Below are 25265 nucleotides of genomic sequence, written 5' to 3'. Positions count from 1 at the left end.
AGCAAGCTGTCGGCCTGATGAGGTTGATCGGCTGTCAACCTGACAAGGTTGATCAGCAGGTTGACGAGGTCGATCAGCAGGCTGACGACTGGATCAACAGGTTGTCACTTTGACCTGTCATCTTGAGATCGGAATGTGGAGCGCATGCAGGTTCTGTCGGTCACGCCCGAAATCTTCCCGCTGGTCAAGACCGGCGGCCTTGCCGACGTCGCCGGCGCCTTGCCGATCGCGCTGGCCGGCAAGGGTGTTGCAATGCGCACGCTGGTTCCCGGCTACCCCGTGGTGATGGCGGCCTTCGCCAAGAAGAAGGCGGTCTACCAATATCCGCTGCTGCAGGGTGCTAAGGCTTCGATCCATGCCGTCAAGATCGGCGATCTCGATCTCTTCGTTTTGGACGCGCCGCATCTCTTCGATCGCCAGGGCGGCCCTTACGGCACCGCCTCGGGCGCCGACTGGCCGGACAACTGGCGCCGCTTCGCCGCGCTCAGCCAGGCCGGCGGCGACATTGCCGGCGGCGCGATCTCCGGTTACCAGCCCGACATCGTGCATGCCCATGACTGGCAGTCGGCGATGACGCTTGCCTATATGCGCTACGGCAAGGCGGTCGGCGTGCCGTCGCTGATCACCGTGCACAACCTCGCCTTCCAGGGCCAGTTCGGCGCCGGCATCTTCGGCGAGCTCGGCCTGCCGAACGTGGCGATGCAGCTCGACGGCGTCGAATATTATGGCGGCGTCGGCTTTCTCAAGGCCGGCCTGCAAGCCGCCTGGGCCATCACTACGGTCAGCCCGACCTATGCGCAGGAAATCCGCTTGCCCGAATTCGGCATGGGTCTCGACGGGCTGATAAACATGCGCTCCACCGATCTCTATGGCATCGTCAACGGCATCGACGTCGACATCTGGAACCCGCAGACCGACAAACATCTGGTCGCCAATTATTCGGCCGAGACGCTTGCGGCGCGCGGCAAGAACCGCAAGGCGGTCGAAGAGCGCTTCGGCCTGGAAGCGGATGGCAGCCCGATCGTCTGCGTCATCAGCCGGCTGACCTGGCAGAAGGGCATGGACATCCTGGCCGCGGTCGTCGACGGCATCGTCGCCGCCGGCGCGCGGCTGGCGATCCTCGGCTCCGGCGACGCCGGCCTCGAAGGCACGCTGCTTGCCGCCGCCGCCCGCCATCGCGGCCGCGTCGGCGTCGTCGTTGGTTACGACGAAGACCTTTCGCACGTCATGCAAGGCGGCTGCGACGCCATCATCATTCCGTCCCGCTTCGAGCCCTGCGGCCTCACCCAGCTCTATGGCCTGCGCTATGGCTGCGTGCCGGTCGTCGCCAGGACAGGCGGTCTGGCCGACACCATCATCGACGCCAACGAGGCCGCCTTGTCGGCCGGCGTCGCCACCGGCTTCCAGTTCGCGCCCAACAATGGTGCCGCGATGCTCCATGCCATCCAGCGGCTGGTCGAGCAGCATGCGCGGCCCGCGACCTGGGCCTCGATCCAGCGCCAGGGCATGAAGGCCGATGTCTCCTGGGACAAGAGCGCCGAAAAATACGTCGAACTCTATCGCTTGCTGCTTTCAAAAAGGGCTGCCTGAGGCATGATCAAAACCGTCCCCACCAAACCCTATACCGACCAGAAGCCAGGCACCTCCGGCCTGCGGAAAAAGGTGCCGGTGTTCCAGCAAGAGCACTACGCCGAGAACTTCATCCAGTCGATCTTCGATGCGCTGGACGGTTTTCAGGGCAAGACGCTGGTGGTCGGCGGCGACGGCCGCTTCTACAATCGCGAGGTCATCCAGAAGGCGATCGCGATCGCCGCTGGCAACGGCTTCGGCAAGGTGATGGTCGGGCAGGGCGGGATTCTCTCGACGCCGGCCGCCTCCAACATCATCCGCAAATACAAGACCTTCGGCGGCATCATCCTGTCGGCCAGCCACAATCCGGGCGGCCCGCACGAGGATTTCGGCATCAAGTACAATGCCGGCAATGGCGGCCCGGCGCCGGAAAAGATCACCGACGCGATCTTTGCCAAGTCGAAGGAGATCAAGAGCTTCAAGATCGCCGATATCGGCGCCATCGACATCGACACCATCGGCACCGTCAAGGCCGGCGACATGACGGTCGATATCTGCGACCCGGTCAAGGACTATGCCGAACTGATGGAAAGCCTGTTCGACTTCGACGCGCTGAGGAAGCTCTTCAAGTCGGGCTTCCGCATGCGCTTCGACGCCATGCATGCGGTAACCGGCCCCTATGCCAAGGAGATCCTCGAACGCCGGCTCGGCGCGCCGGACGGCACCTGCCGCAATTTCAAGCCGCTGCCCGATTTCGGCGGCCACCACCCGGACCCGAACCTGGTGCACGCAAAGCACCTCTATGACGAGATGATGGGGCCCGACGCACCGGATTTCGGCGCGGCTTCCGACGGCGACGGTGACCGCAACCTGATCATCGGCAGAGGCATCTTCGTCACGCCGTCGGATTCGGTGGCGATGCTTGCCGCCAATGCCAAGCTGGCGCCGGGCTACAAGGACGGTCTGAAAGGCATTGCCCGCTCGATGCCGACCAGCGGCGCCGCCGACCGCGTCGCCGAAAAGCTCGGCATCGGCATCTATGAGACGCCGACCGGCTGGAAGTTCTTCGGCAATCTGCTCGATGCCGGCATGGCGACCATCTGCGGCGAGGAAAGCGCCGGCACCGGCTCCAACCATGTGCGCGAGAAGGATGGGCTGTGGGCCGTGCTTCTGTGGCTCAACATCCTCGCTGCGCGCGGCGAGAGCTGCAAGGGCATCGTCACCAAGCATTGGGAGACTTACGGCCGCAACTACTATTCGCGCCACGACTACGAGGAGGTCGAGAGCGATCGCGCCAACGCGCTGGTCGACGAGCTACGCGCCAAGCTCGGCTCGCTGCCCGGCACGACCGTGCGCGGCCTCAAGATCGCCAAGGCCGACGATTTTGCCTATCGCGATCCGGTCGACGGCTCGGTGAGCGAGCACCAGGGCATCCGGATCCTGTTCGAGGGCGGCTCGCGCGTTGTGCTGCGCCTCTCCGGCACCGGCACGTCAGGGGCGACGCTGCGCCTCTATATCGAGCGCTACGAGCCGGACAAGGCAAGGCACGACCTCGACACGCAGGAAGCGCTCGCCGATCTCATCGCCGCCGCCGACGACATCGCCGGCATCAAGAGCCACACTGGCCGCAACAAGCCGAGCGTGATTACTTGAGGGTGGCGTGGCGCGACTCCCCCTTCTCCCCTTGTGGGAGAAGGTGTCGCCGAAGGCGACGGATGAAGGGTGCTCCAGCTTGGCGCAAACCGGCGCTCGCATCGCCGGCGCCTCATTTCTTCCAACACCCCTCATCCGTCTCGGCGCTGCGCGCCGATCCACCTTCTCCCACAAGGGGAGAAGGGGAGGCGCTCGCATGACCCTCGGCGCCACCATCACCCCCGAAGGCATCCGCTTCGCCGCCTGGTCGTCATCCGCGAGACGTCTTTGGGTCTCGATCTTCGACGACACCGGCGCGCTTGAAACCGACCGGCTGGAGCTCAACCCGGAAGGCGACGGCGTGCACGCGCTCCTTGTCTCCGGCCTTGGCGACGGCGCGCGTTACGGCTTCCGCGCCGACGGCGACTATGCTCCGGAGCGCGGCCTGTGGTTCGACCCGAACAAGCTTCTCGCCGACCCCTATGCCGTCGAGGTCGATCGTCCATACCAATATCATTGGCGGCTTGCCGCCAAACGCAACGAAGGCGCCGACACCGCTCCGCTGATGCCGAAGGCGATCGCGCGTTCGCTGCCCAAACCGGTGCTGCCCCAGCCGCCGCTGTTCCGGTCAGGCGGGCTGATCTACGAGCTCAATGTCCGCTCCTTCACCAAGCTGCATCCGGACGTGCCGGAAACCCAGCGCGGCACCATCGCGGCACTCGCCCATCCGGCCATCATCGAGCACCTGAAGCGTCTCGATGTGTCGGCCGTCGAATTGATGCCGGTCACCGCGTCGATCGACGAGCGGCATCTGCCGCCATTGGGGCTGAGCAACGCCTGGGGCTACAATCCCGTCACTTTCATGGCGCTCGATCCGCGCCTCGCGCCCGGCGGTCTCAAGGAACTGCGCGACACCGTCGCCGCTCTGCGCCAGGCCGGCATCGGCACCATCCTCGATCTCGTCTTCAACCACACCGGCGAAAGCGACCGGCTCGGGCCGACTTTGTCGCTGCGCGGACTGGATGCGATAGGCTACTACCGGCATCAGGCGGACGGCAGGCTGGTCAACGACACCGGCACCGGCAACACCGTCGCCTGCGACCATCCGGTTGTGCGCGAGATGGTGCTCGACACGCTGCGCCACTTCGTCCGCTTCGCCGGCGTCGACGGCTTCCGCTTCGATCTGGCGCCGGTGCTCGGCCGCGTCGACGGCGCCTTCGATCCGGAAGCGCCGCTGCTTCGGGCCATTGCCGGCGATCTCGTGCTCTGCGACCGCGTGCTGATCGCCGAGCCTTGGGACATCGGTCCGAGCGGCTACCAGCTCGGAAATTTCCGGCCGCCATATCTGGAATGGAACGATCGTTATCGCGATGATGTCAGGCGCTTCTGGCGCGGCGATGCCGACGCGGTAGGCGTCTTGGCCACAAGGCTTGCAGGTTCCTCCGATGTCTTCGGCAGGGAAGGCCAACCGGCGAGCCGTGCGGTCAATTTCATCGCCGCGCATGACGGCATGACGCTGGCCGACATCGTCGCCTATGAGCGCAAGCACAACGACGCCAACGGCGAGCACAATCACGACGGCCACAACGACAATTTGTCATGGAACAACGGCGCCGAGGGCGAGACGGACGACGCGGCGATTGCCAAGGCGCGCTTCGAGGACCAGCGCGCGCTGCTGGCGACACTTTTCGCCTCGCGCGGCACCATCATGCTGACCGCCGGCGACGAGTTCGGCCGCACGCAAAAAGGCAACAACAACGCCTATGCGCAGGACAATGCCATTACCTGGCTCGACTGGGCCGGCCGCGATCAGGCGTTGGAGCGATATGCCTCATCGCTCTCTGCGATGCGTCGTGCCTTTCCCGCGCTGTCGGACACGCATTTCCTGACCGGAAAGCCGGCTGATGCTCCGGCCATTCCGGATGTCGAGTGGCTGACGGAGACGGGCGCGCCGCTCGGCGAGACGGAGTGGAACGATCGCGATCGACATCGCCTTGTGATGATGCTCGGCGATAGCGGAGGCAGTCGCCTTGCCGTCATGGTCAATGGCGACCGCCGCCAATGCGTCTTCACCTTGCCGGTCCGGGACGGCTACGAGTGGGGCCCGGCGATCGAGGCGCAGCCGGTCGATCTTACGCGGCCGCTGCCCGGCCGCAGCGTCAATTTCATGATCGAGCGGCGTGCCGCTCAATCGCGCAACGGGAAGGGCTTGTGATGGCTGCCGAAAATTCCGGGCAAGGGAGCGAATGGTGGCGCGGCTGCGTCATCTATCAGGTCTATCCGCGCTCCTTCCAGGACACGACCGGCGACGGCAGCGGCGACCTCAAGGGCATCACCGCGCGGCTCGCCCATGTCGCGTCGTTCGGCGTCGATGCCGTCTGGCTCTCGCCCTTCTTCAAGTCGCCGATGGCCGACATGGGCTACGATGTATCCGACTATCGCGACGTCGATCCGATGTTCGGCACATTGGAAGATTTCGACGCGCTGGTCGCCGAGGCTCACCGGCTCGGCCTGAAACTCATTATCGACCAGGTGATCTCGCATTCTTCCGACAAGCATGAATGGTTCGTCGAGAGCCGCGCCAGCCGCGACAATGCCAAGGCGGACTGGTACGTCTGGGCTGACGCCAGGCCGGATGGCAGCGCGCCCAACAACTGGCAATCGCTGTTCGGCGGGCCGGCCTGGGAATGGGACGCCACCCGCCGGCAATACTACATGCACAATTTCCTCGCCGCTCAGCCGGATCTGAACTTCCACAATCCGGACGTTCAGGACGCGCTTTTGGACACCGTGCGCTTCTGGCTGGAGCGCGGCGTCGACGGCTTCCGGCTGGACACCGTCAACTACTATGTCCACGACCGCTGGCTGCGCGACAACCCGCCCTTGGCCGCGAGCGTCGCCGGCACCAATGGCGCCACCAGCACCTACGCCTTCCAGGAGCATCTTTTCGACAAGACGCGGCCCGAAAACCTCGACTTCTTGAAACGTTTCCGGGCGCTGCTCGACGAATATCCAGACCGCGCCGCGGTCGGCGAGGTGGGTGACGAGGAGCGCTCCTTGCAGACGCTCGCCGCCTACGTATCGGGCGGCGACAAATTGCAGATGTGCTACACCTTCGACTTGCTCAGTCCGCAATTTTCCGCCGCCCATGTGCGCGGCTGCGTGGAGGCGTTCGAGACGACTGCCCCGGACGGCTGGGTCTGCTGGGCCTTTTCCAACCATGACGTCGTGCGCCATGTCAGCCGCTGGACGCGGCAAGGCGAGAACCCGGACGCGGTGGCGAAGTTCTCGATCGCGCTGCTTGCCTGCCTGCGCGGCTCGATCTGCCTCTATCAGGGCGAGGAACTCGGCCTCGAAGAGGCGGAGCTAGCCTATGAGGATCTGCGCGATCCCGTCGGCATCCGCTTCTGGCCGGGCGTGAAGGGCAGGGACGGCTGCCGCACCCCGATGGTCTGGCAGGCGGAGGCGGACAATGCCGGCTTCTCCACGGCCAAGCCCTGGCTGCCGGTGCCGCAGGCGCATCGCGCCCGGGCGGTCGATGTCCAGAATGGCGAGGAGCGGTCGGTGCTTGCCGCCTATCGGTCGATCCTTGCCTTGCGCAAGAGCCATCCGGCACTGATCCAAGGCTCGATCCGCTTTCTCGAGGCCGAGGGCGATGTGCTTGCTTTCCTCCGTGAGCGCGACGGCGAAAGGCTGCTTTGCGTTTTCAATTTCTCGACCGAGGCAACAGGCTGGGCGCTGCCCACTGAGATCGGCGAGGCCGAGATAACGGCATTTGACGTTGACGCCGCCGGCGTTCTTACCGGTGTGGTCGAGGACAGCGTGCTGGCGCTGCCGCCTCTGGGCAGTTTCGTCGGCAAGATTGGCTGACGGCGGACTACTGCACCAGCACCGAGCGCCCGCAGGTCGCGCCGGTCACGCGCACGTCGGCCTCGCCGACATGGACGCCCAGAGCTCCAAGCACATTGTAGAGAAGGTCGTCGACCGGCGCGGTCACGCCATTGAGCAGTGTCGTCACCGCCGGCTTCACCGTGCCGAGCAGGGCGGCCACGTCGAGGCCGAGCCCCAGCGCGTTGACCGAGAGCGACAGGTTGTTGACCAGCGATGTCGTCAGCGACTGCGTCAGGTTCTTCGTCGACACCGTCTTGATCGCCTTGTTGGCGATGTCGGTGGCGTTGTAGGTCAGGTTGGTCGGCGTCATGTTGGTGACCGAGAAGGCCGACGAGCCTGTCACCTGCAGCAGCGGGACGAGCAACAGCTTCAGGTCCGCGATATCGGCGTCGGAGAAGGACTGCGGCTTGGTGAAATCCGCGAAGCCGCTGGCATTGCTGTTGGCGAGATGGGCTGAGACCACGCCCGGCTGCGCGGCGATCGAAACCTTGATGCTGGAGGGACCCGTCGGGCAAGTGATGTCGGTCAGCTTCGCTTCGGCATAGGCCACTTCGACGTTGAGCGGCAGGTGGACGGCGACAAGACTGGTGCCGCCGCCGAGATTGGAATTGCCGAGTGTCACGCTGGCGTTGAGCTTGATGCGGGTCTGCGCCGTGCGCACCACGGTGCCGGCTTCTCCCACTGCCAGCCAGGCCGAGTTCTGCATCGGCTCGCCGATGGCGATCGCAAGCGTCGTCGATGCCAGGCCCGGTATGGTGGCGCCGAGATTGACCGCGACCTGATTCGTGCCATTGGCCAGAGCGGCAGCCGCGGTGAGCATGCTGAGCGCGCTGGCTGTCACGTTAAGGCCGGCCGGCTTTTGCCCGATGCCGAGATCGCCAACGGAGCCGAGATCGATGAGGGTGCTGAGCGGAATCCTGACCGTATTGGTGGCGCTGGAGGCCATGCTCTGCAGAGCGAGTTTGGCTGTGCGGTCGAGCCCCGGCACATTGGCCATTGCCGTGGCGATCTGGCCGATCGTTGCTTTGGAAGCGAGCACGTCGTTATAGGAAACGCCGGTCAGATGCAGTTGCGTCGCCAGCGCATCGGTGAACGAAAGAACGTCGACATCGGCCGACACCAGTGAATTGTAGTCCATCACGCTGAGCGAGATGTTGCCGCCGAGAAGGCCGCCGAGAAGCGCGTTGAGAATGCCGCCATTGAGACTGGCGAGCCGCGAGCCGACCGAAAAAGCCGCTTGCGGCTGCGCGCTGGCGATAGCGGTCGTGCCGAGAGTAGGCGGCGCCATGATCGAGCCCGCGAAATAAAGCGTACCCTGCTTCTTGAGCGTAACCTGGACCGCATTGTAGGGCAGCTTGCCCGCCTCGAACCGGCTGCCGGCAGCAATGGTGCTGACGCCCGTGTAGCGCCCCGGCACGACCTGGACGACGGCCTTGCTGGCGGTCGGCGCCACGGTCGCGCCTTGTTGCTGCACGGCGACCGAGGTGATGCCGTTGTCGCTGAGCGCGGTCAGCACCGCCTGCTGGGCGTTGGTGATGTTCGAGGCCGCGGTGATTGCGGCAAGGTCGACGATCGACTGCGCGGCGCGGCGCTCGTTGTAAAGGGAACCTTCGTCGATCGCAAAGGCGGTCAGCGCCAGCGCTACCGGCGTGCACAGCGCGGTCATGACGGCGAAATTCGCGCTCCGGTCGGCGAGCAGCCGTCGCGTCGCCGCCATGAAAGCAATTCCAGGAAAAGTGCGAAGCGGTTGAGTTCGGCGACCTCGCCGTAGCCTTCCGTCCGGAATTGCGTCACCGAAAACAGATGGAGCGGTTTGGCCTTTTCGGGAAACGATGAACCGCTCCAGCCCCCCCTTGATGGGCATCATATGCCTCCGACGCGGATCGTCGATTGACGTTGGATCGTCGTGCCCGGCAGCGGCAGCGTCCGGAACAGGTTCCAGATTGGCAGGTTGCGTGCATCGTAGGTGACCGAGACGACGAACTGGCTGCCGTCGACGGCGCTGTCCTGCGCGTTGACGGTCAGCTTGTTGGCGTCGACGAACGGATAGCCCGAGACATCGTGAGTGATGAAATCGGTAACCAGCGCCTGCCGCTCGGTCTGGTTGAGGCCGGCAATCGCGGTGCGCGCCGCGTCGGCGGCGATCTGCTGCACCGAATGGCTGGCGCCGAAATAAATCCCATATGCAACCATGCCGAGCAGAAGCAGGATGAAGACCGGCGCCAGCATGGCAAATTCGATTGCCGACGTGCCCGTGGCGTCAGCCCGGAAACGACACCACGGAACAAGCAATTTTCGGTTCTTCAGCATGGCGCGGAGAATGCCAAAGGCCGCCTGCAAAAACAGAAAACAGCAGGAACAACCGGCAGGTGTGCCAAGTTGAAAGCAAGCTCTAAGCTTTAGGTTTCGCTGTTTTAGCGTTATCGCTCTCACTTTGCGTCGAGCAGGCAATGGTTGAAATAAGATTTCGCTCTGTCTAGTCTCCTGCCACCAGCCGCCGGAAGGAACCGGCGGCACGCCTGAAACGGGACCGTTTCAACGGTTCCGAGGTGTCAAAACTTAAGAAGGCGCGGCTGAGGGGCTGCGCCGACAGGGAGAAACTTCATGCTGAAAGACATGCTGAAGGCGACGGTGTTCGCCACCACATTGGCCTTGGCCACCGGCACATTCTACACGCCTGCCTTCGCCGAAACCGTCTACAACCGCGGCGCCGCCGCCGAGGCGGAGACGGTCGATCCGCACAAGACGTCGACTGTCTACGAAGCCGATATCATACGCGACCTGTTCCAGGGCCTCGTCATGCACGACCAGAAGACCAATCTCATTCCGGGCGCCGCCGAAAGCTGGACGGTGTCGGATGACGGCACCGTCTACACCTTCAAGCTGCGCAAGGACGGCCTCTGGTCGGACGGCAACCCGGTGACGGCGGACGACTTCGTCTATTCGTTCCATCGACTGGAAGATCCGGCCACCGCTGCAGAATACGCCTCGATGCTCTATCCGGTGAAGGGCGCCGAGGACTTCAACACCAAGAAAGGCAAGGCCGAGGATATGGGCGTGAAGGCGATCGACGCCAACACGCTTGAAGTCACGCTGAAGGCTCCGACGCCCTACTTCCTGGAGATGCTGACCCACCAGGCGACCTATCCGGTCAACAAGGCTTCCATGGACAAGCTCGGCGCCGACTGGATCAAGCCGGGCAAGTTGGTCTCCAATGGCGCCTATACGCTGGCGGAGTGGGTTCCCAACGACCATATGAAATTGGTCAAGAACCCGAAGTTCTGGGACGCCGCGAGCGTCAAGCTCGACGTGGTCAATTACATCCCGACCGAGGATCGCTCGTCGGCGATGAAGCGTTTCGAGGCAGGCGAGCTCGACAGCTATGGCGACCTGCCGACCGAGCAGCTCGCCGATCTCAAAACCAAATTCGGCGACCAGGTCCGTGTCGGGCCGTATCTCGGCACTTATTATTACGCGGTCAAGACCGACAAGGCGCCTTGGGACAATGTCGAGTTGCGCAACGCCATCTCGATGGCGATCGACCGCGACTTCCTCGCCGAGAAGGTCTGGCAGAACTCGATGCTGCCCGGATATTCGATGGTGCCCCCGGGCATCGAGGGCTACACGCCGGCACTGGCCAAATACGCCGACATGCCGCAGATCGACCGCGAGGATGCGGCCAAGAAGATCCTGGAAAAGCTAGGCTATACACCCGAGCATCCGTTGAAGATGGAGATCCGCTACAACACCTCGGAGAACCATAAGAACACGGCGGTGGCCATCCAGGAACAGCTGAAGCCGCTCGGCGTCGAGGTGACGCTGCTCAACACCGACACCAAGACCCACTACAGCTTCCTCGAGCAGAAGGGCAACTACGACGTCGCCCGTGCCGCCTGGATCGCCGACTACAAGGATCCCGAGACCTTCCTCGGCATCTCGCGCAAGGCGAGCGGCAACAACTACTCGAACTACAACAGCCCTGCCTATGAAGCCGCCATGGACAAGGCGGCTGCCGCAGGCGGCAAGCCCGAGGAGCGCATGAAGGACCTCGCCGCAGCCGAGCGCATCCTCGTCGACGACGTCGGCGAGATCCCGCTTCTCTACTACAGCTACCACGACATCGTTTCCTCAAAGCTGCATGGCTTCGACGACAATGTGATGGACATTCATCCGTCCCGCTTCATCTCCAAGGACTGAAAAAAACCTTGGCCGTGCCGCCGCTCTCTTTTTGGGAGCGGCGGTCGCGGTCTGTCGTCGTGCCGGGCCGAAAGTCGGATTGGATTTTCGGGCTGCCCGGTGCGAAGATCAGAGATGCCGGCGCGCCACGGATCTTCGACTGGAGAGCCTGTCGCCCTGGCTGAAGCGGGGCGCCGATGCTGCGTTATGTCTTCCGGCGGCTGTTGACTGCCATCCCGACGCTGTTCGTCATCGTGACGGTGGCGTTTTTCCTGATCCGCGTCGCGCCAGGCGGCCCGTTCAACCAGGAGCGGGGCTTGAGCCCCGAGATCAGGGCCAATCTCGAAGCCCAGTTCGGCCTCAACGATCCGCTCTGGCTGCAATACGTCCACTATCTCGGCAATCTTTTGCGCGGCAGTTTCGGCCCGAGCTACAATTTGCCGGATTTCACCGTCACCGAACTCTTCGCCAAGGGCCTGCCGATCTCGGTACAGATCGGTAGCTCGGCGCTGGTGCTGGCGCTGCTGTTGGGCTCGATCCTCGGCACCATCGCCGCGCTCAACCAGAACAAAATAGGCGATTATTCGGTGATCGCCTTGGCCACTGCCGGCAGCACCATCCCCACCTTCGTCACCGCGCCGGTGATCCAGCTCGTCTTCGGGTTGTCCTGGAAGCTGTTGCCGATCGGCGGCTGGGGCGACGGCGCCTTGATCAACAAGGTCGGTCCGGTGCTGACGCTGGCCTTGCCGCAGATCGCAATCGTCGCCCGACTGATGCGCGGCTCCATGATCGAGAGCCTGCGTTCGCACCATATCCGCACCGCCCGCGCGCTCGGCCTGTCCGACTGGTCAGTGGTGGTCAAGCACGCGCTGCGCGGCGCCGTGCTGCCGATCGTCTCCTTCACCGGCCCGGCGGCGGCGGCGCTGTTGACCGGCTCGATCATCGTCGAGACGATTTTCTCCATACCCGGGGTCGGCCGCTACTTCGTCGATGCCGCCCTCAACCGGGACTACACGCTTGTCATGGGAACCGTGGTGGTGATCGCGCTCTTCACCATCGTCTTCAACCTGATCGTCGACCTGCTCTATGCGGTCGTCGATCCGAGGGTGCGCTATGACTGACCTCGCCGTCGCCGTGCCCGAGCCGATTGTCGGCCGCTCGCTCTGGGGCAATGCCTGGGCGCGGCTCAAACGCAACCGCGCTGCGATGCTCAGCCTCTATTACTTGGCCTTCATCGCCGTCATCAGCATTTGCGGTCCGTGGGTCGCGCCGCATGCATACACCACCATCTATGGCGACTACGTGCGCATGCCGCCGAGCTTTTCGGCCTATCCGAAACCCGACATGATCCAGGGTGCGCTGGGCGACGCCATCAAGCGCATGCGCGCCGACATCAAGGAATGGCACCAGGACGGCAATCGCGTCATCGTCACCGTCACCTCGACCAAGCCGATCGACGACCGCAACATCCGCTATCTCGACCGCTCCGACGCCTTCGACGACACCAGGATCGAGAACAAGTCGCCCGACGGCCTCGAGGTGACGATGAGCTCGGCCGTGAAGCAGCAATATTTCTTCTTCGGCACCGACAACACCGGCCGCGACCTGCTTTCGCGCACGCTGATGGCCGGACGCATCTCTTTGGCCATCGGCCTGCTCGCCGGCGTCGTCGCCGGCGTCATCGGCGTCATCTACGGCGCGACCGCGGGCTTCTCCGGCGGCAAGGTCGATGAGGTGATGATGCGCATTGTCGACGTGCTCTATTCGCTGCCCTTCATCTTCTTCGTCATCATGCTGGTGGTGTTTTTCGGCCGCAACTTCGTGCTGATGTTCCTGGCCGTCGGCGCTGTGTTGTGGCTCGACATGGCGCGCATCGTGCGCGGCCAGGCTTTGTCGATCCGCAGGCAGGAATATGTCCAGGCGGCGGAGGCCATGGGCGTCGGCCAGCGCGGCATTCTGTTGCGCCATGTCATCCCCAACCTGCTTGGCCCGGTGGTCATCTACATGACGCTCTTGGTGCCGCAGGTTATCATCCTGGAGAGCTTCCTGTCCTTCCTCGGTCTAGGCGTGCAGGAGCCGATGACCAGCTGGGGCGTGCTGATCTCGGTCGGCGCCAAGAACATCGGCTACGCCCACTGGCTGCTTTTGTTCCCGGCCTTCTTCCTCGTCTCGACGCTGTTTGCCCTGAATTTCGTCGGCGACGGCCTGCGCGACGCGCTCGATCCCAAGGACCGCTGAGATGACTGGTTCCGAAACGATCCTCAGCGTCAAGGACCTGCGCGTCCGCTTCCAGACTCTCGACGGCACGGTCGAGGCCGTGAAGGGCATCAACATCAAGGTCAACGCCGGCGAGACGGTCGCCGTCGTCGGCGAATCCGGATCCGGCAAAAGCCAGACGATGATGGCGGCGATGAGCCTGCTTTCCTCCAATGGCGAGGCGACCGGCCAGGTCGACTACCGCGGTCGCAATCTCCTGACGATGTCAAAGAGCGAGCTGAACCAGGTGCGCGGCCGCAAGATCAGCATGATCTTCCAGGAGCCGATGACCTCGCTCGATCCGCTCTACACCATCGGCAATCAGCTGATGGAACCGATCAGCCGACACCGCGGGCTGAACGCGGCCGCGGCGCGGGAAGAGGCGCTGAAATTGCTCAGGCTGGTGCACATTCCCGATCCCGAACGGCGGATGAAATCCTATCCGCACGAGATGTCGGGCGGCCAGCGCCAGCGCGTCATGATCGCCATGGCCTTGGCCAACGATCCGGACATCCTCATCGCCGACGAACCGACGACGGCTCTCGACGTCACCATCCAGGCGCAGATTCTGATGCTGCTTGCCGAACTGCAGCGCAAGCTCGGCATGGCCATCGTCTTCATCACCCACGACCTCGGCATCGTGCGCCGTTTCGCCGACCGCGTCTATGTCATGCGCCTGGGCGAGGTGGTGGAGGAGGGCGATGCGGAAGCGCTCTTCGCCAATCCGCAGCATGCCTACACCAAGATGCTGCTCGCGGCCGAGCCGACGGGCACCAAGGTGGCGCCGCCCGCCAGTGCGCCGGTGCTGCTCGAAGGCCGCAATGTCGAAGTCGTCTTCAAGATCGGCGGCGGCTTTCTTGGCGGCGAGCCATTGATGCTGCGCGCGGTGGACAGGATCTCGATCCGGCTGAAGCGCAACCAGACGATCGGCATCGTCGGCGAGTCCGGTTCAGGCAAGTCGACGCTGGGCCGCGCGCTGCTCAGGCTCTTGCCCAGCGACGGCGTGATCCGCTTTGGCGACCGCGACATTTCGGACGCGGACCGCCAGGCGATGCGGCCGCTCAGGCGCGAATTGCAGCTGGTGTTCCAGGATCCGTTCGGCTCGCTGTCGCCGCGCATGACCGTCGGCCAGGTGATCACCGAGGGCCTTTTGGTGCACGAGCCCTCGCTGACCGGCAAGCAGCGCGACCAGCGCGCCGTCGAGGCATTGCGCGAGGTCGGCCTCGACCCCAACGCACGCAACCGCTACCCGCACGAATTCTCCGGCGGCCAGCGCCAGCGCATCGCCATTGCCCGCGCCATGATCCTGAAGCCGAAAGTGGTGGTGCTCGACGAGCCGACCTCGGCGCTCGACCGTTCCGTGCAGAAGCAGATCGTCGAGCTTTTGCGCAAGCTGCAGGCCGACCATGAGCTGTCCTACCTCTTCATCAGCCACGACCTCGCGGTGGTCCGCGCCATGGCCGACTACATCATCGTCATGAAGCAGGGAAAGATTGTCGAGGAAGGGCCGACGCAAGAAATCTTCGACAATCCGCGCGAAGCCTACACCCAGACGCTGATGAACGCCGCGATCGATACGGCACGGTTCCGCATGAGCGCTTGAAGCCGGGGCAAGCTTAACCTAGCTCGCCTCACGGCGAGGACGGGCACCTCTGGTTTCGCGTCGCGACGATCACCTGCTCCTGTTGCTGCAGCCGTTCGATCCGGGCGGTTTCGCGATTGGCTATCGCCGTCTTCACGCGCTCGCCGCCGAGCAGCCATGTCGGCACGCTGGTGTTGGCGACCTTGCCGCGAGCGATTGCGGTGCGTGAAATATCGGTCGCGGTGTCGCCGACCGCATTGTTGAGCTCGGGGCAGTTCATTTTGTCGTAGTTCGCCGGGCTGATCGACGCGGTGGTCGATGAGCAGCCCGCCGCGAACAAGAGGACCGCAATTGTCGGTAGAATGGCCGTCGGCGTGAACTTCATACTCTCAACCCTGGTTCGCCGTCCTGCGGTCCCGCGCATCCAGGAGCATGGCGGGTTGCCATTAGGCCAAAGTGAGAAACCGTTGTCGAGCGTTGTCGCACGATTCTGTTTTCGAAGATCAGACATCGTTCGAGCGACGGTATTGGCATAATATGCCATCCCCCTATATCATGCCTGTTGAACTGGAGCTGATACCGCGATGCCGACCCGCAATGTTGTCCTGACGGAACACCTCGAAGAGGTGATCGATCGGCTGGTGAAAACCGGGCGTTATCAGAACGCCAGCGAGGTATTGCGTGACGGCTTGCGGCTGATCGAGCAGCGCGAGGCGAGGGAGTCGGCAAAGCTGGCTGCGCTCAGGGAGGCAGCCAGCATCGGTTTCCACGACATCGAGCAAGGCCGTTTCGAGGATATTGCTGGAGACAGTCTCGAAAAATTTATGAATGGCCTGGGGCGGCAGGCAAGCTTACGCGCGAAAAAACCAGGCTTGTAACGCCATGGTCCTGTACCGGCTTTCAGCAGCCGCGAAGGAAGACATCGTTCAAATACTCGCCTACACGGAGGTCAATTTCGGCGAGATCGCGCGTGTCCGTTACGAAGGGTTGCTGATTGCGGCGCTGCGCGACATTGCTGCCGATCCCGAACGGGTGGGCAGCATCGCCCGCGCGGACCTGGGAAACAATATCCGCAGCTATCACTTGCGCTATAGTCGGGATCGAGCACGGACCGAACACGGCATTGTTCTGCGACCACGCCATTTTCTGCTCTACCGGATGACGCTTGAGGTCGTCGGAATTGGCCGCGTTCTCCACGACGCGATGGAACTCCGGCGCCATCTGCCGGAGAGCTACGGCGACGATTGACAGCAGTCCGGATTTCAGACGGATGGCGATTTCGGGAAAGGCCAAGTGCTTGTTTTTTCTGGTCGGAGTGGCAGGATTTGAACCTGCGACCCCCTCGTCCCGAACGAGGTGCGCTACCAGACTGCGCTACACTCCGTGACCAGACCGCGGGCTTATAGCTGCCGCTTTCTGATCCTGCAAGCGGCAATGGCAGTCCTTCTGTCGCATTTCCTTTCTTTCGCGAAGCTTGGCCCAATGGCATACCATTTGGTTGTGAGGTAAAGGTGGGCTTAAAGGCTTTTGTCGTAAGTCCGACCCATGGGAGCCGGACTTTTGACAGGGTCGTTCATGAGCCAGCGCATCGTCAGTTTCGTCATGAGCGGCGGCGTCGGGTCGCGGCTGTGGCCGCTATCGCGCGAGGACAACCCCAAGCAGTTCCACGACTTCTCCGGCGATGGCTCGATGCTGGCCAAGACCGTGCGCCGGCTGGCGGCGCGCACGCAAGGCGAGACGCCGATTTTCCTGATCGCCTCGGAGCGTCACGCCGACCGCGTCCATGCCGACCTTGCCGGCATCGATCTGGCCGGCGGCGGACCGCTGTTCGAGCCGACGGGCCGCAACACGGCCGCCGCCGTGGCGCTGGCCAGCCTGCGCACGCTCTCCGAATATGGCGACGAGCTGGTGCTGGTGGTGCCATCGGATCACGAGATCTCGACGCCTGGCCAGTTCTGGCAAAGCATCGAGGCGGGCGCTGCCGCGGCAAATGCCGGCCGGCTCGTGGTGTTCGGCCTGAAACCGACACAGCCCGAGACCGGCTATGGCTATATCGAGGTCGGGGCAGGCCAGGACGGTGTCTTCGACGTCTCGCGCTTCGTCGAGAAGCCGGATCTCGCCACCGCGCAAGCCTATGTCGACGCCGGCAGCTTCTACTGGAACACCGGCATCTTCCTGTTTCGCGCCGGCGCCATGCGCGACGCCTTCGCGGCCTATGAGCCGAAAATATGGCAGGCGACGGAGGCCGCCTACGAGGCTGCGACCAGCGATCTGTCCGGCCTCTATATGCCGCTGGAACTCTATTCCGCCATCCCGTCGACCTCGATCGATTACGCCATCATAGAACGCGCGAAAGACATCGCCATGGTGCCCGCCGGCTTCCGGTGGAACGATCTCGGCTCCTGGCAGTCGCTGCTCGATGTCGGCCCGTCCGACAAGGGCGGCAACGTCATCGTTGGAGACGTCGTCGCCATCGATTGCGAGAATTCCTATATCCGCAGCGAGGGTCGGCTGCTGTCGGCCATCGGCATGAAGGACGTGGCGATCGTCTCCACGGCCGATGCGACGTTCGTCGCGCCGGTCAGCCACAGCCAGCACGTCAAGAAGATCGTCGAGCAACTGGAGAAATCCGGCCGGCTCGAAACAAGGTTCACGCCGGCGCATGACCGCGTCATCGAGAGCGGCGCCTGGCGGCGCCGCGTGCGCCACTGGCTGTTCGAGGAGACGCTGCCGCTATGGTCGACGCTCGGCGTCGACGAACGCCATGGCGGCTTCCACGAGGCGCTGGGCTTCGACGCCGCGCCGCTGATGAAACCCAAGCGCATGCGCACCCAGGCGCGTCAGGTCTATGCTTTCGCGGTCGCCAAGGAGCGCGGCTGGGAGGGCCCGGCCGACCGGCTGATCGCGCACGGCATCGGCTTCATGGCGGGGCAGGGCCGCACCGATCGCGGCGGCTGGGTGCGCACGCTCAACATCGACGGCTCGGTCGCCGATCCGGTCGAGGATGCCTACGACCATTCCTGCGTGCTTCTGGCGCTCGCCCACGCCCATATGTCGGGCCATCCCGACGCGTTGCGGCTCGCAGAGGAGACATTCGCCTTCCTCGACGCGCATCTGGAGGATGACCGCCTGACCGGCTTTCTGGAAACCTCCGACGGCGCGGAGGAACGGCGCTCCAATCCGCACATGCATCTGCTCGAGGCCTTCCTCGCCTGGCACAAGGCGACGGGCGAGCGCGCCTATCTGCGCCGCGCGGCACGCATCATCGATCTTTTCCGCAGCCATTTCTTCGATGCCGAAAGCTGGACACTGGGTGAATATTTCGACGACGGCTGGAAGCCGGCGGCGGGCGAGAAGCGGAGCTGGACCGAGCCTGGCCATCACTTCGAATGGGCCTCGCTGCTGGTCGATTTCGCCGCTCGCAGCGGCCAGGGCGAACTCACCGCTTTTGCGCGCAAGCTCTATGCCTCGGCCGTTGCCAACGGCCTCAACCGCGCCACCGGCCTCGCCTATGGCGCCGTCTCGCGCCAGGGACTGCCGCTCGACACGGTCTCGCGAAGCTGGCCGCAGGCCGAGGCGATCAAAGCGGCAATCGCGCTGGACGGCTCGGGCGGACCGGACCTCAAGCCCGAGATCGAGGCGCGCGTCGGCCGCCTGTTCCGCTGGCACATAGATCCGGCGCCGCTCGGCCTGTGGATCGACCGCATCGACGAGCGTGGCCGTTCGCTGGCGACCGACGTGCCGGCCAGCATCTTCTACCACCTAGTCTGTGCGCTGACGCAGTATCTGGATGGAACGGCGGAGAAGTCTCAGTAGGGCGCTGCCACGTCCCCCGTCTCGACATAAACCGCCTTCAGCTGTGAATAATGCGCCAGCGCGGCCAGCGAATTCTCGCGGCCGATCCCGGATTGCTTGACGCCGCCGAAGGGCATTTCCACCGGCGTGAGATTGTAGGCATTGATCCAGCAGGTGCCGGCCTGCAATTCGGCGATGACGCGATGCGCGCGCGGCAGGTCGCGCGTGAACACGCCCGCCGCCAGCCCGAATTCGGTGTCGTTGGCGCGCTCGATCACCTCGTCCTCGCTGTCGAATTTGAGCACGCTCATCACCGGTCCGAAAATCTCCTCGCGCGCGATCCGCATGGTGTCGGCGACATTGGTGAACACCGTAGGCTCGATGAAAAAACCACCTTCGAAACCCTGCAGCGACGGCAAATTGCCGCCGCAGGCTAGGCTGGCGCCATCCTGCTTGCCGGCTTCGATATAGGACACGACCTTGTCCTGCTGCGCCTTGCTAACCAGCGGACCCATCTGCGTTTCCGGATCGAGCGGGTCGCCGATGCGGATTTTCTTGGTGCGCTCGACAAGCCGCTCGACGAAGCGGTCGTGCAGGCCCTTCTGCACGAAGACGCGCGTGCCGTTCGAGCAGATCTGGCCGGTGGAATAAAAGTTGCCGAGCATGGCGCCGCCGATGGCGTTCTCGAGATCGGCGTCGTCGAAGATGATCAGCGGCGACTTGCCGCCGAGCTCCATCGTCGCGTGCTTCATTTTCGAGCCGGCAAGCGACAGCACCTTGCGGCCGGTCGGCACCGAGCCGGTCACCGAAACTTTTGCCACGACATCATGGCCGACGAGACCTGCGCCGACATCGCCGTAACCCTGCACGACGTTGAACAATCCGTCGGGCAGCCCCGCTTCGCTGTATATTTCGGCCAGCGCCAGAGCCGAAAGCGGCGTGTTCTCCGACGGCTTGAACACCATGGCATTGCCCATGGCCAAAGCCGGCGCCGACTTCCAGCCGGCAATCTGGACGGGATAGTTCCAGGCGCCGATGCCGACGCAAACGCCGAGCGGCTCGCGTCGCGTGTAGGCGAAGGGTCCGCCGAGATCGATCATCTCGCCATTGAAGGCGGCGACCGCTCCGGCGAAATATTCCAGGCAGTCGGCGGCCGAAGGGGCGTCGGCCACCAGCGTCTCCTGGATCGCCTTGCCGGTGTCGAGCGTCTCTATCCGGGCAAGATCGGCATTGCGCGCGCGCAGGATGTCGGCTGCGCGGCGCAGGATGCGTCCGCGCTCGACCGGCTTCAGCCGCGCCCAGGCCGGCTGCGCGGCGCGCGCGGCCTCGATGGCGAGCTCCAGAACGTTCGGCGTTGCCGAATGCAGCGTTGCGATGGTCTCGCCCGTCGCCGGATAGATCACCGGCAGCGGCGCACCGCCTTCGTCCTCGATGTAGCGGCCGTTGACGTAGTGCGATGCCGTCGGTTGGGCGCGCATGGCTTTCTCCAGAACTGTTGGCCGATCGGGCGGTCTGCCCGACAATGCCCTATCGGTCCGCCACCTGCCAGCGCGGATTGATCCACGGTTCCTGGTTGGATGGCGCCAGCGGCGTTCGGCCAAGGATGTGGTCGGACGCCTTCTCGCCGGTCATGATCGAGGGCGCGTTGAGGTTGCCGTTGGTCACCCGCGGGAAGATCGAGGAGTCGGCGACGCGCAGCCCCTCGACGCCGATCACCCGGCATTCCGGATCGACGACACTGGTCAGGTCGTCGGCGCGGCCCATCCTGCAGGTGCCGCAAGGATGGTAGGCGCTCTCGGCATGGTCGCGGATGAAGGCGTCGAGCTCGTCGTCCGACTGCACATGGCTGCCCGGTGAAATCTCTTTGCCGCGAAAGCCATCGAAGGCTTTCTGGCCGAAAATCTCGCGCGTAAGCCGGATGCAGTGGCGGAACTCGCTCCAGTCGTCCGGATGCGACATATAGTTGAAGCGGATCACCGGCTTGGCCTTCGGATCGGGCGAGCGCAAGCTCACCGAGCCGCGGGACTTCGAGCGCATCGGGCCGACATGCGCCTGGAAGCCGTGCGACTTCGCCGCCGACTTGCCGTCATAGCGCACGGCCGCCGGGATGAAGTGGTACTGGATATCGGGATAGTCGATGCCGGCCTGCGAACGCACGAAGGCTGCCGCCTCGAAATGATTGGTGGCGCCAAGGCCGGTCTTGAAGAACAGCCATTGCGCGCCGATCAGCGCCTTGGAGAAGGGATTGAGCACCGAGTTCAGCGTGATCGGCTTGGTCGATTCCTGCTGGATATAAAGCTCCAGGTGGTCCTGCAGATTGGCGCCGACGCCCGGCCGGTCGGCAACCACCTGGATGCCGTTTTCCTGGAGATGCGCACCCGGGCCGATGCCTGACAGCATCAGGATCTTCGGCGAATTGATCGACGACGCCGCGACGATCACCTCACGGCGCGCCTTAACGACCTGAATCTTTTTGTCAGCTTCGATCTCGACGCCGATCGCGCGTTGATTCTCGATTACCACGCGCCGGGCGAAACCCTTGAGCAGCCTGGCATTTCCGCGTCTGAGAGCCGGCTTGAGATAGGCGTTCGCCGCCGACCAGCGGCGGCCGCCCAGAATGGTCTGTTCCATCGGCCCGAAACCTTCCTGCTTGGAGCCGTTATAGTCGTCGGTGAGCTCGAACCCGGCCTGGCGGCCCGCCTCAACGAAGGCGCCGTAGAGCGGATTTTTCCGAGTGCCGCGCTGCACATGCAATGGTCCGCCTTTGCCTCGCCAGCCGTCCTCGCCGCCGTCGCAATCCTCCATGCGCTTGAAATAGGGAAGCACGTCGGCGAACGCCCAGCCTGCGGCGCCCTGTTCGGCCCAGTGGTCGAAGTCATGCGCATGTCCGCGCACATAGACCATGCCGTTGATCGAGGACGAGCCGCCGAGCACCTTGCCGCGTGGGGTGGCAAGCACGCGCCCGCCGAGATGCGGCTCCGGCTCGCTGGCGAAACCCCAGTCGTAAAGGCTCATATTGAGCGGGATCGACAGCGCCGATGGCATCTGGATCAGCGGCCCCATATCGGTGCCGCCGAACTCGATGACGATCACCGAGTGCTTGCCGTCTTCCGACAGCCGGTAGGCCATGGCCGAGCCGGCGGAGCCGGAGCCGATGATGACGAAATCCGCTTCAAGCATTGTTCATGTGCGCCATAAAGTCGGCGAGCGAGACATTGCCGCCGGTTGCAACCACAAGGACGGTCTTGTCCTTCACATCCACCTTGCCGCCGAGCAGCGCTGCGAGCGATGCCGCGCCCGAAGGTTCGAGCACCAGCTTCATCCGCTCGAACGCGATCTTCATCGCCCGCCGCACCGAGGCGTCGTCGACGGTGACACCGCGCACCCCGGCAGCGCTCACCGCCGCGAAGGGCGCGTCGCCGGGCTTGCGCGCCATCAGCCCGTCGCAGATCGATTTCGGCCCGATCGGCATGGTCTCGATCGCGCCATGCGCCAGCGACGAGCCCATGCCGTTGAAACCTTCCGGCTCGACGGCGATGATCTCGGTCTTGGGCGACAGATAGTGGAAGGCCAGCGAAACACCGCCGATCAGTCCGCCGCCGCCGACCGAGCAGAACACCAGATCGGCATGCGCCTTCTTCATTGCCAGCTGGTCGAGCGCTTCAAGTCCCGCGCCGGCCTGGCCGGCCACGATCTCAGGATCGTCGAAGGGATGCAGCAAGGTGAGGTGCTCGCTCTCGGCGATCTCGCGCGCTTTTGCAGCCGCAACTTCCTCGCGGGCGCGCTCGCCATGGTCGGTCAGCACCACGCGCGCGCCATAACCGGCGGTCGCGTCGCGCTTGGCGGCGGGCGCGTCGATCGGCATGACGATGGTGACGGGAATGCCCAGCGCCTGGCCGGCCGCCGCCAGCCCTTGCGCGAAATTGCCAGAGGAATAGGCGACGACCCCCTTTTTCGCTTCATCCGGCGAAAGCCGGTTCAACCGCCAATAGGCGCCGCGCACCTTGAAGGAGCCGGCCCATTGCAGCGACTCCGGCTTGACGAAGATCCGCGCTGCACCTGTCTCTTTTGCTAGCGCAACCGACTCCAGCAGCGGCGTCACCTGCGTGGCCGTCGAGGTGATGGCATAGGCCTGTTTCAGATGGTCGAGGGTGGGAACGAGAACGTCAGCCATTATTCGCCTCTCGGATAGCGTTTGCTCTCTTCGAGATTGTCGAGGTTCATGTGATTGCGCATGTAGCGTTCCGACGCCTTCTGCAGCGGCTGGAAATCCCACGGGTAGTAGGCGCCGTTGCGCAACGCCGGATAGACAACCCAGCGGCGCGCCTGGCTTTCGCGCACGGCGGCGTCGAAGGCAGCCATGTCCCAGCGGGCCCTGACCTTGTCCATGAACATCGCCACCAGGGCTGCGTTCGCCGGATCCTCGGCGAGGTTGTCACGCTCGAGCGGATCGGTATCGAGATCGAACAGTTGCGGCGCGTCGAGCTCGCAATGGACGAATTTGTATTTGCCGTCGCGCATCGCGACCAGCGGCGCGTAGGAGCCTTCGGCCGCATACTCCATCAGCACCGGCCCGCTTCGCGCCTTGCCGTCGAGCAGCGGCAGCAGCGACTGGCCGTCGGTCCACGGTTCGATCGCGGCGATGTCGATGCCGGCGAGGTCGCAGAGCGTCGGCGTCACGTCGAGATTGGAAACCGGTGCCTTGATCGGCCCGGCCGGAACGCCCTTGCCGGCAATCATCAGCGGCACGCGGGCAGATCCCTCGAAAAAGCTCATCTTGAACCACAGGCCGCGCTCGCCCAGCATGTCGCCGTGGTCCGAGCAGAACAGGACGGTGGTGTCGTCGAGCATGCGGGTACGCTTGAGGACGTCCAGAATCTCGCCCAGCTTGTCGTCGACATAGGAAATGTTGGCGAAATAGCCGCGCCGCGAGCGGCGCACCTGTTCCGGCGTGATCTCGAAGGCCTGATAGTCGCTGGCGCGATAGAGCCGTTGCGAATGCGTATCCTGCTCGTCATGCGGGATGAACGGCGTTTCAGGATCGAGCGCCTGGCAGTTCTCGTAGAGATCCCAATATTGCTTGCGCGCCACATAGGGGTCGTGCGGATGTGACAGCGAAACGGTAAGGCACCAGGGGCGGTGACCCGCATCGTCCTGCTCGCGCGACAGCTGATAGAGTTTTTGCGTGGCCAGGAACACGACCTCGTCGTCATACTCCATCTGATTGGTGATCTCGGCGACGCCGGCGCCGGTGACCGAACCCAGATTGTGATACCACCAGTCGATCCGCTCGCCGGGCTTGCGGTAGTCCGGCGTCCAACCGAAATCGGCGGGATAGATGTCGGTGGTCAGCCGCTCCTCGAAACCGTGCAACTGGTCGGGCCCGACGAAGTGCATCTTGCCGGACAGGCAGGTATAATAGCCGGCGGCGCGCAGATGGTGGGCGAAGGTCGGAATGGAAGACGTGAACTCGGCGGCGTTGTCATAGACCCCGGTGCGCGACGGCAATTGCCCGCTCATGAACGAAGCGCGGCCAGGCGCGCAGAGCGGCGAGGCAGTGTAATTGTTGGCAAAGCGCGCCGAGCGCGCGGCAAGCGCCTTCAGGTGCGGGGCATGCAGGAAGTCCGCCGGGCCGTCTGGAAAGAACGTGCCGTTGAGCTGATCGACCATGACGATCAGGAAATTGGGTCGCCGGGTGGTCAAGGCAGGCTCCGTCCGTTGAGCTTGGTTTCGAGATAGTCTTCCACGAGTGCGATCGCGGTCTGCGCGTCGGGCACGCCGTCCTTCAGCGCGCGGCGGATGTAGAGCCCGTCGATCAGTGCCGCGGTCGCTTCCGCCACGCGGTCGGCCTCGGTCCGAGGCAGGATGCCGGTCAGCCCGCTCATCAGGTTCGAATTGAGCCGCCGCGCATAGATGCGCAGCAGCCGCCGCAGCTCCATCGATTTCTGTGCCTCGACATAGAAGGCGAGCCAGGCGGCGATAATCTGAGGCTGGAACTGGTCGTCGGAAAAGCTGACGGCGACGACGGCCGAGACGCGCTGGCGCGGCGTCACGGCAAGGCCGAACGCGCGTCTGGTGTCGGTGTTGAGCTCGGCCAGGATGTGCCGCATCGTTGCGAAGAGCAGTTCGTCCTTGGCGCCGAAATAGTGATGCGCCAGCGCCGACGAGACACCGGCGCGGCCGGCGATCTCCGACATTGTCACGTCCAGCGATCCGCGCTCGCCGATCGCCGAGATCGTCGCGTCGATCAGCGCCTTGCGGCGCACTGGCTCCATTCCGATTTTCGGCATTTTGGGATCCGGTTCTGCGGTTAGATTATTTTTTATTGACGGATCAATCAATAAAAAATCGACATGGGATCAAC

At 64.0% G+C, this 25265-nt stretch carries 19 protein-coding genes and 1 tRNA gene; 11 read left to right on the top strand and 9 right to left on the bottom strand.

The features are described 5' to 3' along the window. The first annotated feature begins 144 nt into the window (after positions 1 to 144). The 4 genes from glgA (at position 145) to LB523_RS20800 (ending at position 7071) form a co-directional block, all read left to right on the top strand. The gene (glgA, locus tag LB523_RS20815) at positions 145 to 1590 is read left to right on the top strand and encodes a glycogen synthase GlgA (protein WP_224606516.1); all 1446 of its coding nucleotides are present in this window, start codon (positions 145 to 147) and stop codon (positions 1588 to 1590) included. A gap of 3 nt (positions 1591 to 1593) precedes the next feature. After that, entirely contained in the window at positions 1594 to 3222 is a 1629-nt protein-coding gene (locus tag LB523_RS20810; RefSeq protein ID WP_224606513.1) for an alpha-D-glucose phosphate-specific phosphoglucomutase, read from the top strand. A 196-nt stretch (positions 3223 to 3418) separates the two neighbouring features. Then, the gene (glgX, locus tag LB523_RS20805) at positions 3419 to 5416 is read left to right on the top strand and encodes a glycogen debranching protein GlgX (RefSeq protein ID WP_224606510.1); all 1998 of its coding nucleotides are present in this window, start codon (positions 3419 to 3421) and stop codon (positions 5414 to 5416) included. After that, the gene (locus LB523_RS20800) at positions 5416 to 7071 is read left to right on the top strand and encodes an alpha-glucosidase family protein (RefSeq protein WP_224606508.1); all 1656 of its coding nucleotides are present in this window, start codon (positions 5416 to 5418) and stop codon (positions 7069 to 7071) included. The genes glgX and LB523_RS20800 overlap by 1 nt, the downstream gene beginning before the upstream one ends. Positions 7072 to 7078: 7 nt before the next feature. Here LB523_RS20800 and LB523_RS20795 read toward each other — a convergent pair whose 3' ends face one another. Further along, the gene (locus LB523_RS20795; protein WP_224606505.1) at positions 7079 to 8809 is read right to left on the bottom strand and encodes a TadG family pilus assembly protein; all 1731 of its coding nucleotides are present in this window, start codon (positions 8807 to 8809) and stop codon (positions 7079 to 7081) included. A 146-nt stretch (positions 8810 to 8955) separates the two neighbouring features. Beyond that, entirely contained in the window at positions 8956 to 9321 is a 366-nt protein-coding gene (locus tag LB523_RS20790; RefSeq protein WP_245340453.1) for a TadE family protein, read from the bottom strand. 375 nt (positions 9322 to 9696) lie between these two features. On the opposite strand from LB523_RS20790, the gene LB523_RS20785 reads away from it, so the two are divergent. The 4 genes from LB523_RS20785 to LB523_RS20770 all read left to right on the top strand — a co-directional run bounded on the left by LB523_RS20785 (position 9697) and on the right by LB523_RS20770 (position 15127). Then, positions 9697 to 11289 carry a peptide ABC transporter substrate-binding protein gene (locus LB523_RS20785; RefSeq protein ID WP_224606502.1) on the top strand — a complete coding sequence of 531 codons (1593 nt, stop codon included), beginning with the start codon at positions 9697 to 9699 and terminating at the stop codon, positions 11287 to 11289. A 176-nt stretch (positions 11290 to 11465) separates the two neighbouring features. Next, positions 11466 to 12389, top strand: coding sequence for an ABC transporter permease subunit (locus LB523_RS20780; RefSeq protein ID WP_095766839.1), 924 nt, complete (start codon positions 11466 to 11468; stop codon positions 12387 to 12389). Then, complete coding sequence (locus LB523_RS20775) at positions 12382 to 13506, top strand: ABC transporter permease (protein ID WP_224606498.1); 1125 nt, start codon at positions 12382 to 12384, stop codon at positions 13504 to 13506. Before LB523_RS20780 ends, LB523_RS20775 begins: the two co-directional genes overlap by 8 nt. A 1-nt stretch (position 13507) precedes the next feature. Next, positions 13508 to 15127 carry an ABC transporter ATP-binding protein gene (locus LB523_RS20770; RefSeq protein WP_140845722.1) on the top strand — a complete coding sequence of 540 codons (1620 nt, stop codon included), beginning with the start codon at positions 13508 to 13510 and terminating at the stop codon, positions 15125 to 15127. 28 nt (positions 15128 to 15155) lie between these two features. Here the strand turns inward: LB523_RS20770 and LB523_RS20765 are convergent, their stop codons facing one another. Then, on the bottom strand, positions 15156 to 15491 hold the full coding sequence (locus LB523_RS20765; protein ID WP_224606495.1) for a hypothetical protein: 336 nt from the start codon (positions 15489 to 15491) through the stop codon (positions 15156 to 15158). 199 nt (positions 15492 to 15690) lie between these two features. On the opposite strand from LB523_RS20765, the gene LB523_RS20760 reads away from it, so the two are divergent. Both LB523_RS20760 and LB523_RS20755 read left to right on the top strand, forming a co-directional pair. After that, the gene (locus LB523_RS20760; protein WP_140845724.1) at positions 15691 to 15984 is read left to right on the top strand and encodes a type II toxin-antitoxin system ParD family antitoxin; all 294 of its coding nucleotides are present in this window, start codon (positions 15691 to 15693) and stop codon (positions 15982 to 15984) included. A gap of 4 nt (positions 15985 to 15988) precedes the next feature. Further along, complete coding sequence (locus tag LB523_RS20755; protein WP_224529993.1) at positions 15989 to 16354, top strand: type II toxin-antitoxin system RelE/ParE family toxin; 366 nt, start codon at positions 15989 to 15991, stop codon at positions 16352 to 16354. A 59-nt stretch (positions 16355 to 16413) separates the two neighbouring features. On the opposite strand, the gene LB523_RS20750 is transcribed toward LB523_RS20755, so the two are convergent. Beyond that, positions 16414 to 16490 (bottom strand) — tRNA-Pro (locus tag LB523_RS20750). A gap of 191 nt (positions 16491 to 16681) precedes the next feature. Between LB523_RS20750 and LB523_RS20745 the strand changes: the two genes are divergently transcribed. After that, positions 16682 to 18922, top strand: coding sequence for an AGE family epimerase/isomerase (locus tag LB523_RS20745; RefSeq protein WP_224606491.1), 2241 nt, complete (start codon positions 16682 to 16684; stop codon positions 18920 to 18922). Here LB523_RS20745 and betB read toward each other — a convergent pair. Genes betB through betI form a run of 5 tightly spaced genes read right to left on the bottom strand, consistent with a single transcriptional unit; the run spans position 18916 to position 25191 of the window. After that, the gene (betB, locus tag LB523_RS20740) at positions 18916 to 20379 is read right to left on the bottom strand and encodes a betaine-aldehyde dehydrogenase (protein WP_224606488.1); all 1464 of its coding nucleotides are present in this window, start codon (positions 20377 to 20379) and stop codon (positions 18916 to 18918) included. The genes LB523_RS20745 and betB overlap by 7 nt on opposite strands. A 49-nt stretch (positions 20380 to 20428) precedes the next feature. Further along, positions 20429 to 22081: a choline dehydrogenase gene (gene betA, locus LB523_RS20735; RefSeq protein WP_224606485.1), complete on the bottom strand. Its 1653-nt coding sequence runs from the start codon at positions 22079 to 22081 to the stop codon at positions 20429 to 20431. Next, positions 22074 to 23075 (bottom strand): threonine/serine dehydratase, encoded by a 1002-nt coding sequence (locus tag LB523_RS20730; RefSeq protein WP_224529978.1) that lies wholly within the window; start codon positions 23073 to 23075, stop codon positions 22074 to 22076. The genes betA and LB523_RS20730 overlap by 8 nt, the downstream gene beginning before the upstream one ends. Continuing rightward, positions 23075 to 24604, bottom strand: coding sequence for a choline-sulfatase (gene betC / locus LB523_RS20725; RefSeq protein WP_224606482.1), 1530 nt, complete (start codon positions 24602 to 24604; stop codon positions 23075 to 23077). Before betC ends, LB523_RS20730 begins: the two co-directional genes overlap by 1 nt. Beyond that, positions 24601 to 25191: a transcriptional regulator BetI gene (betI, locus tag LB523_RS20720; RefSeq protein ID WP_224606478.1), complete on the bottom strand. Its 591-nt coding sequence runs from the start codon at positions 25189 to 25191 to the stop codon at positions 24601 to 24603. Before betI ends, betC begins: the two co-directional genes overlap by 4 nt. Positions 25192 to 25265: the final 74 nt, after the last annotated feature.

Source organism: Mesorhizobium sp. ESP-6-4 (genome assembly GCF_020164735.1).
Classification (GTDB): Bacteria; Pseudomonadota; Alphaproteobacteria; order Rhizobiales; family Rhizobiaceae; genus Mesorhizobium.
This window is presented reverse-complemented; position numbering and strand designations above follow the sequence as displayed.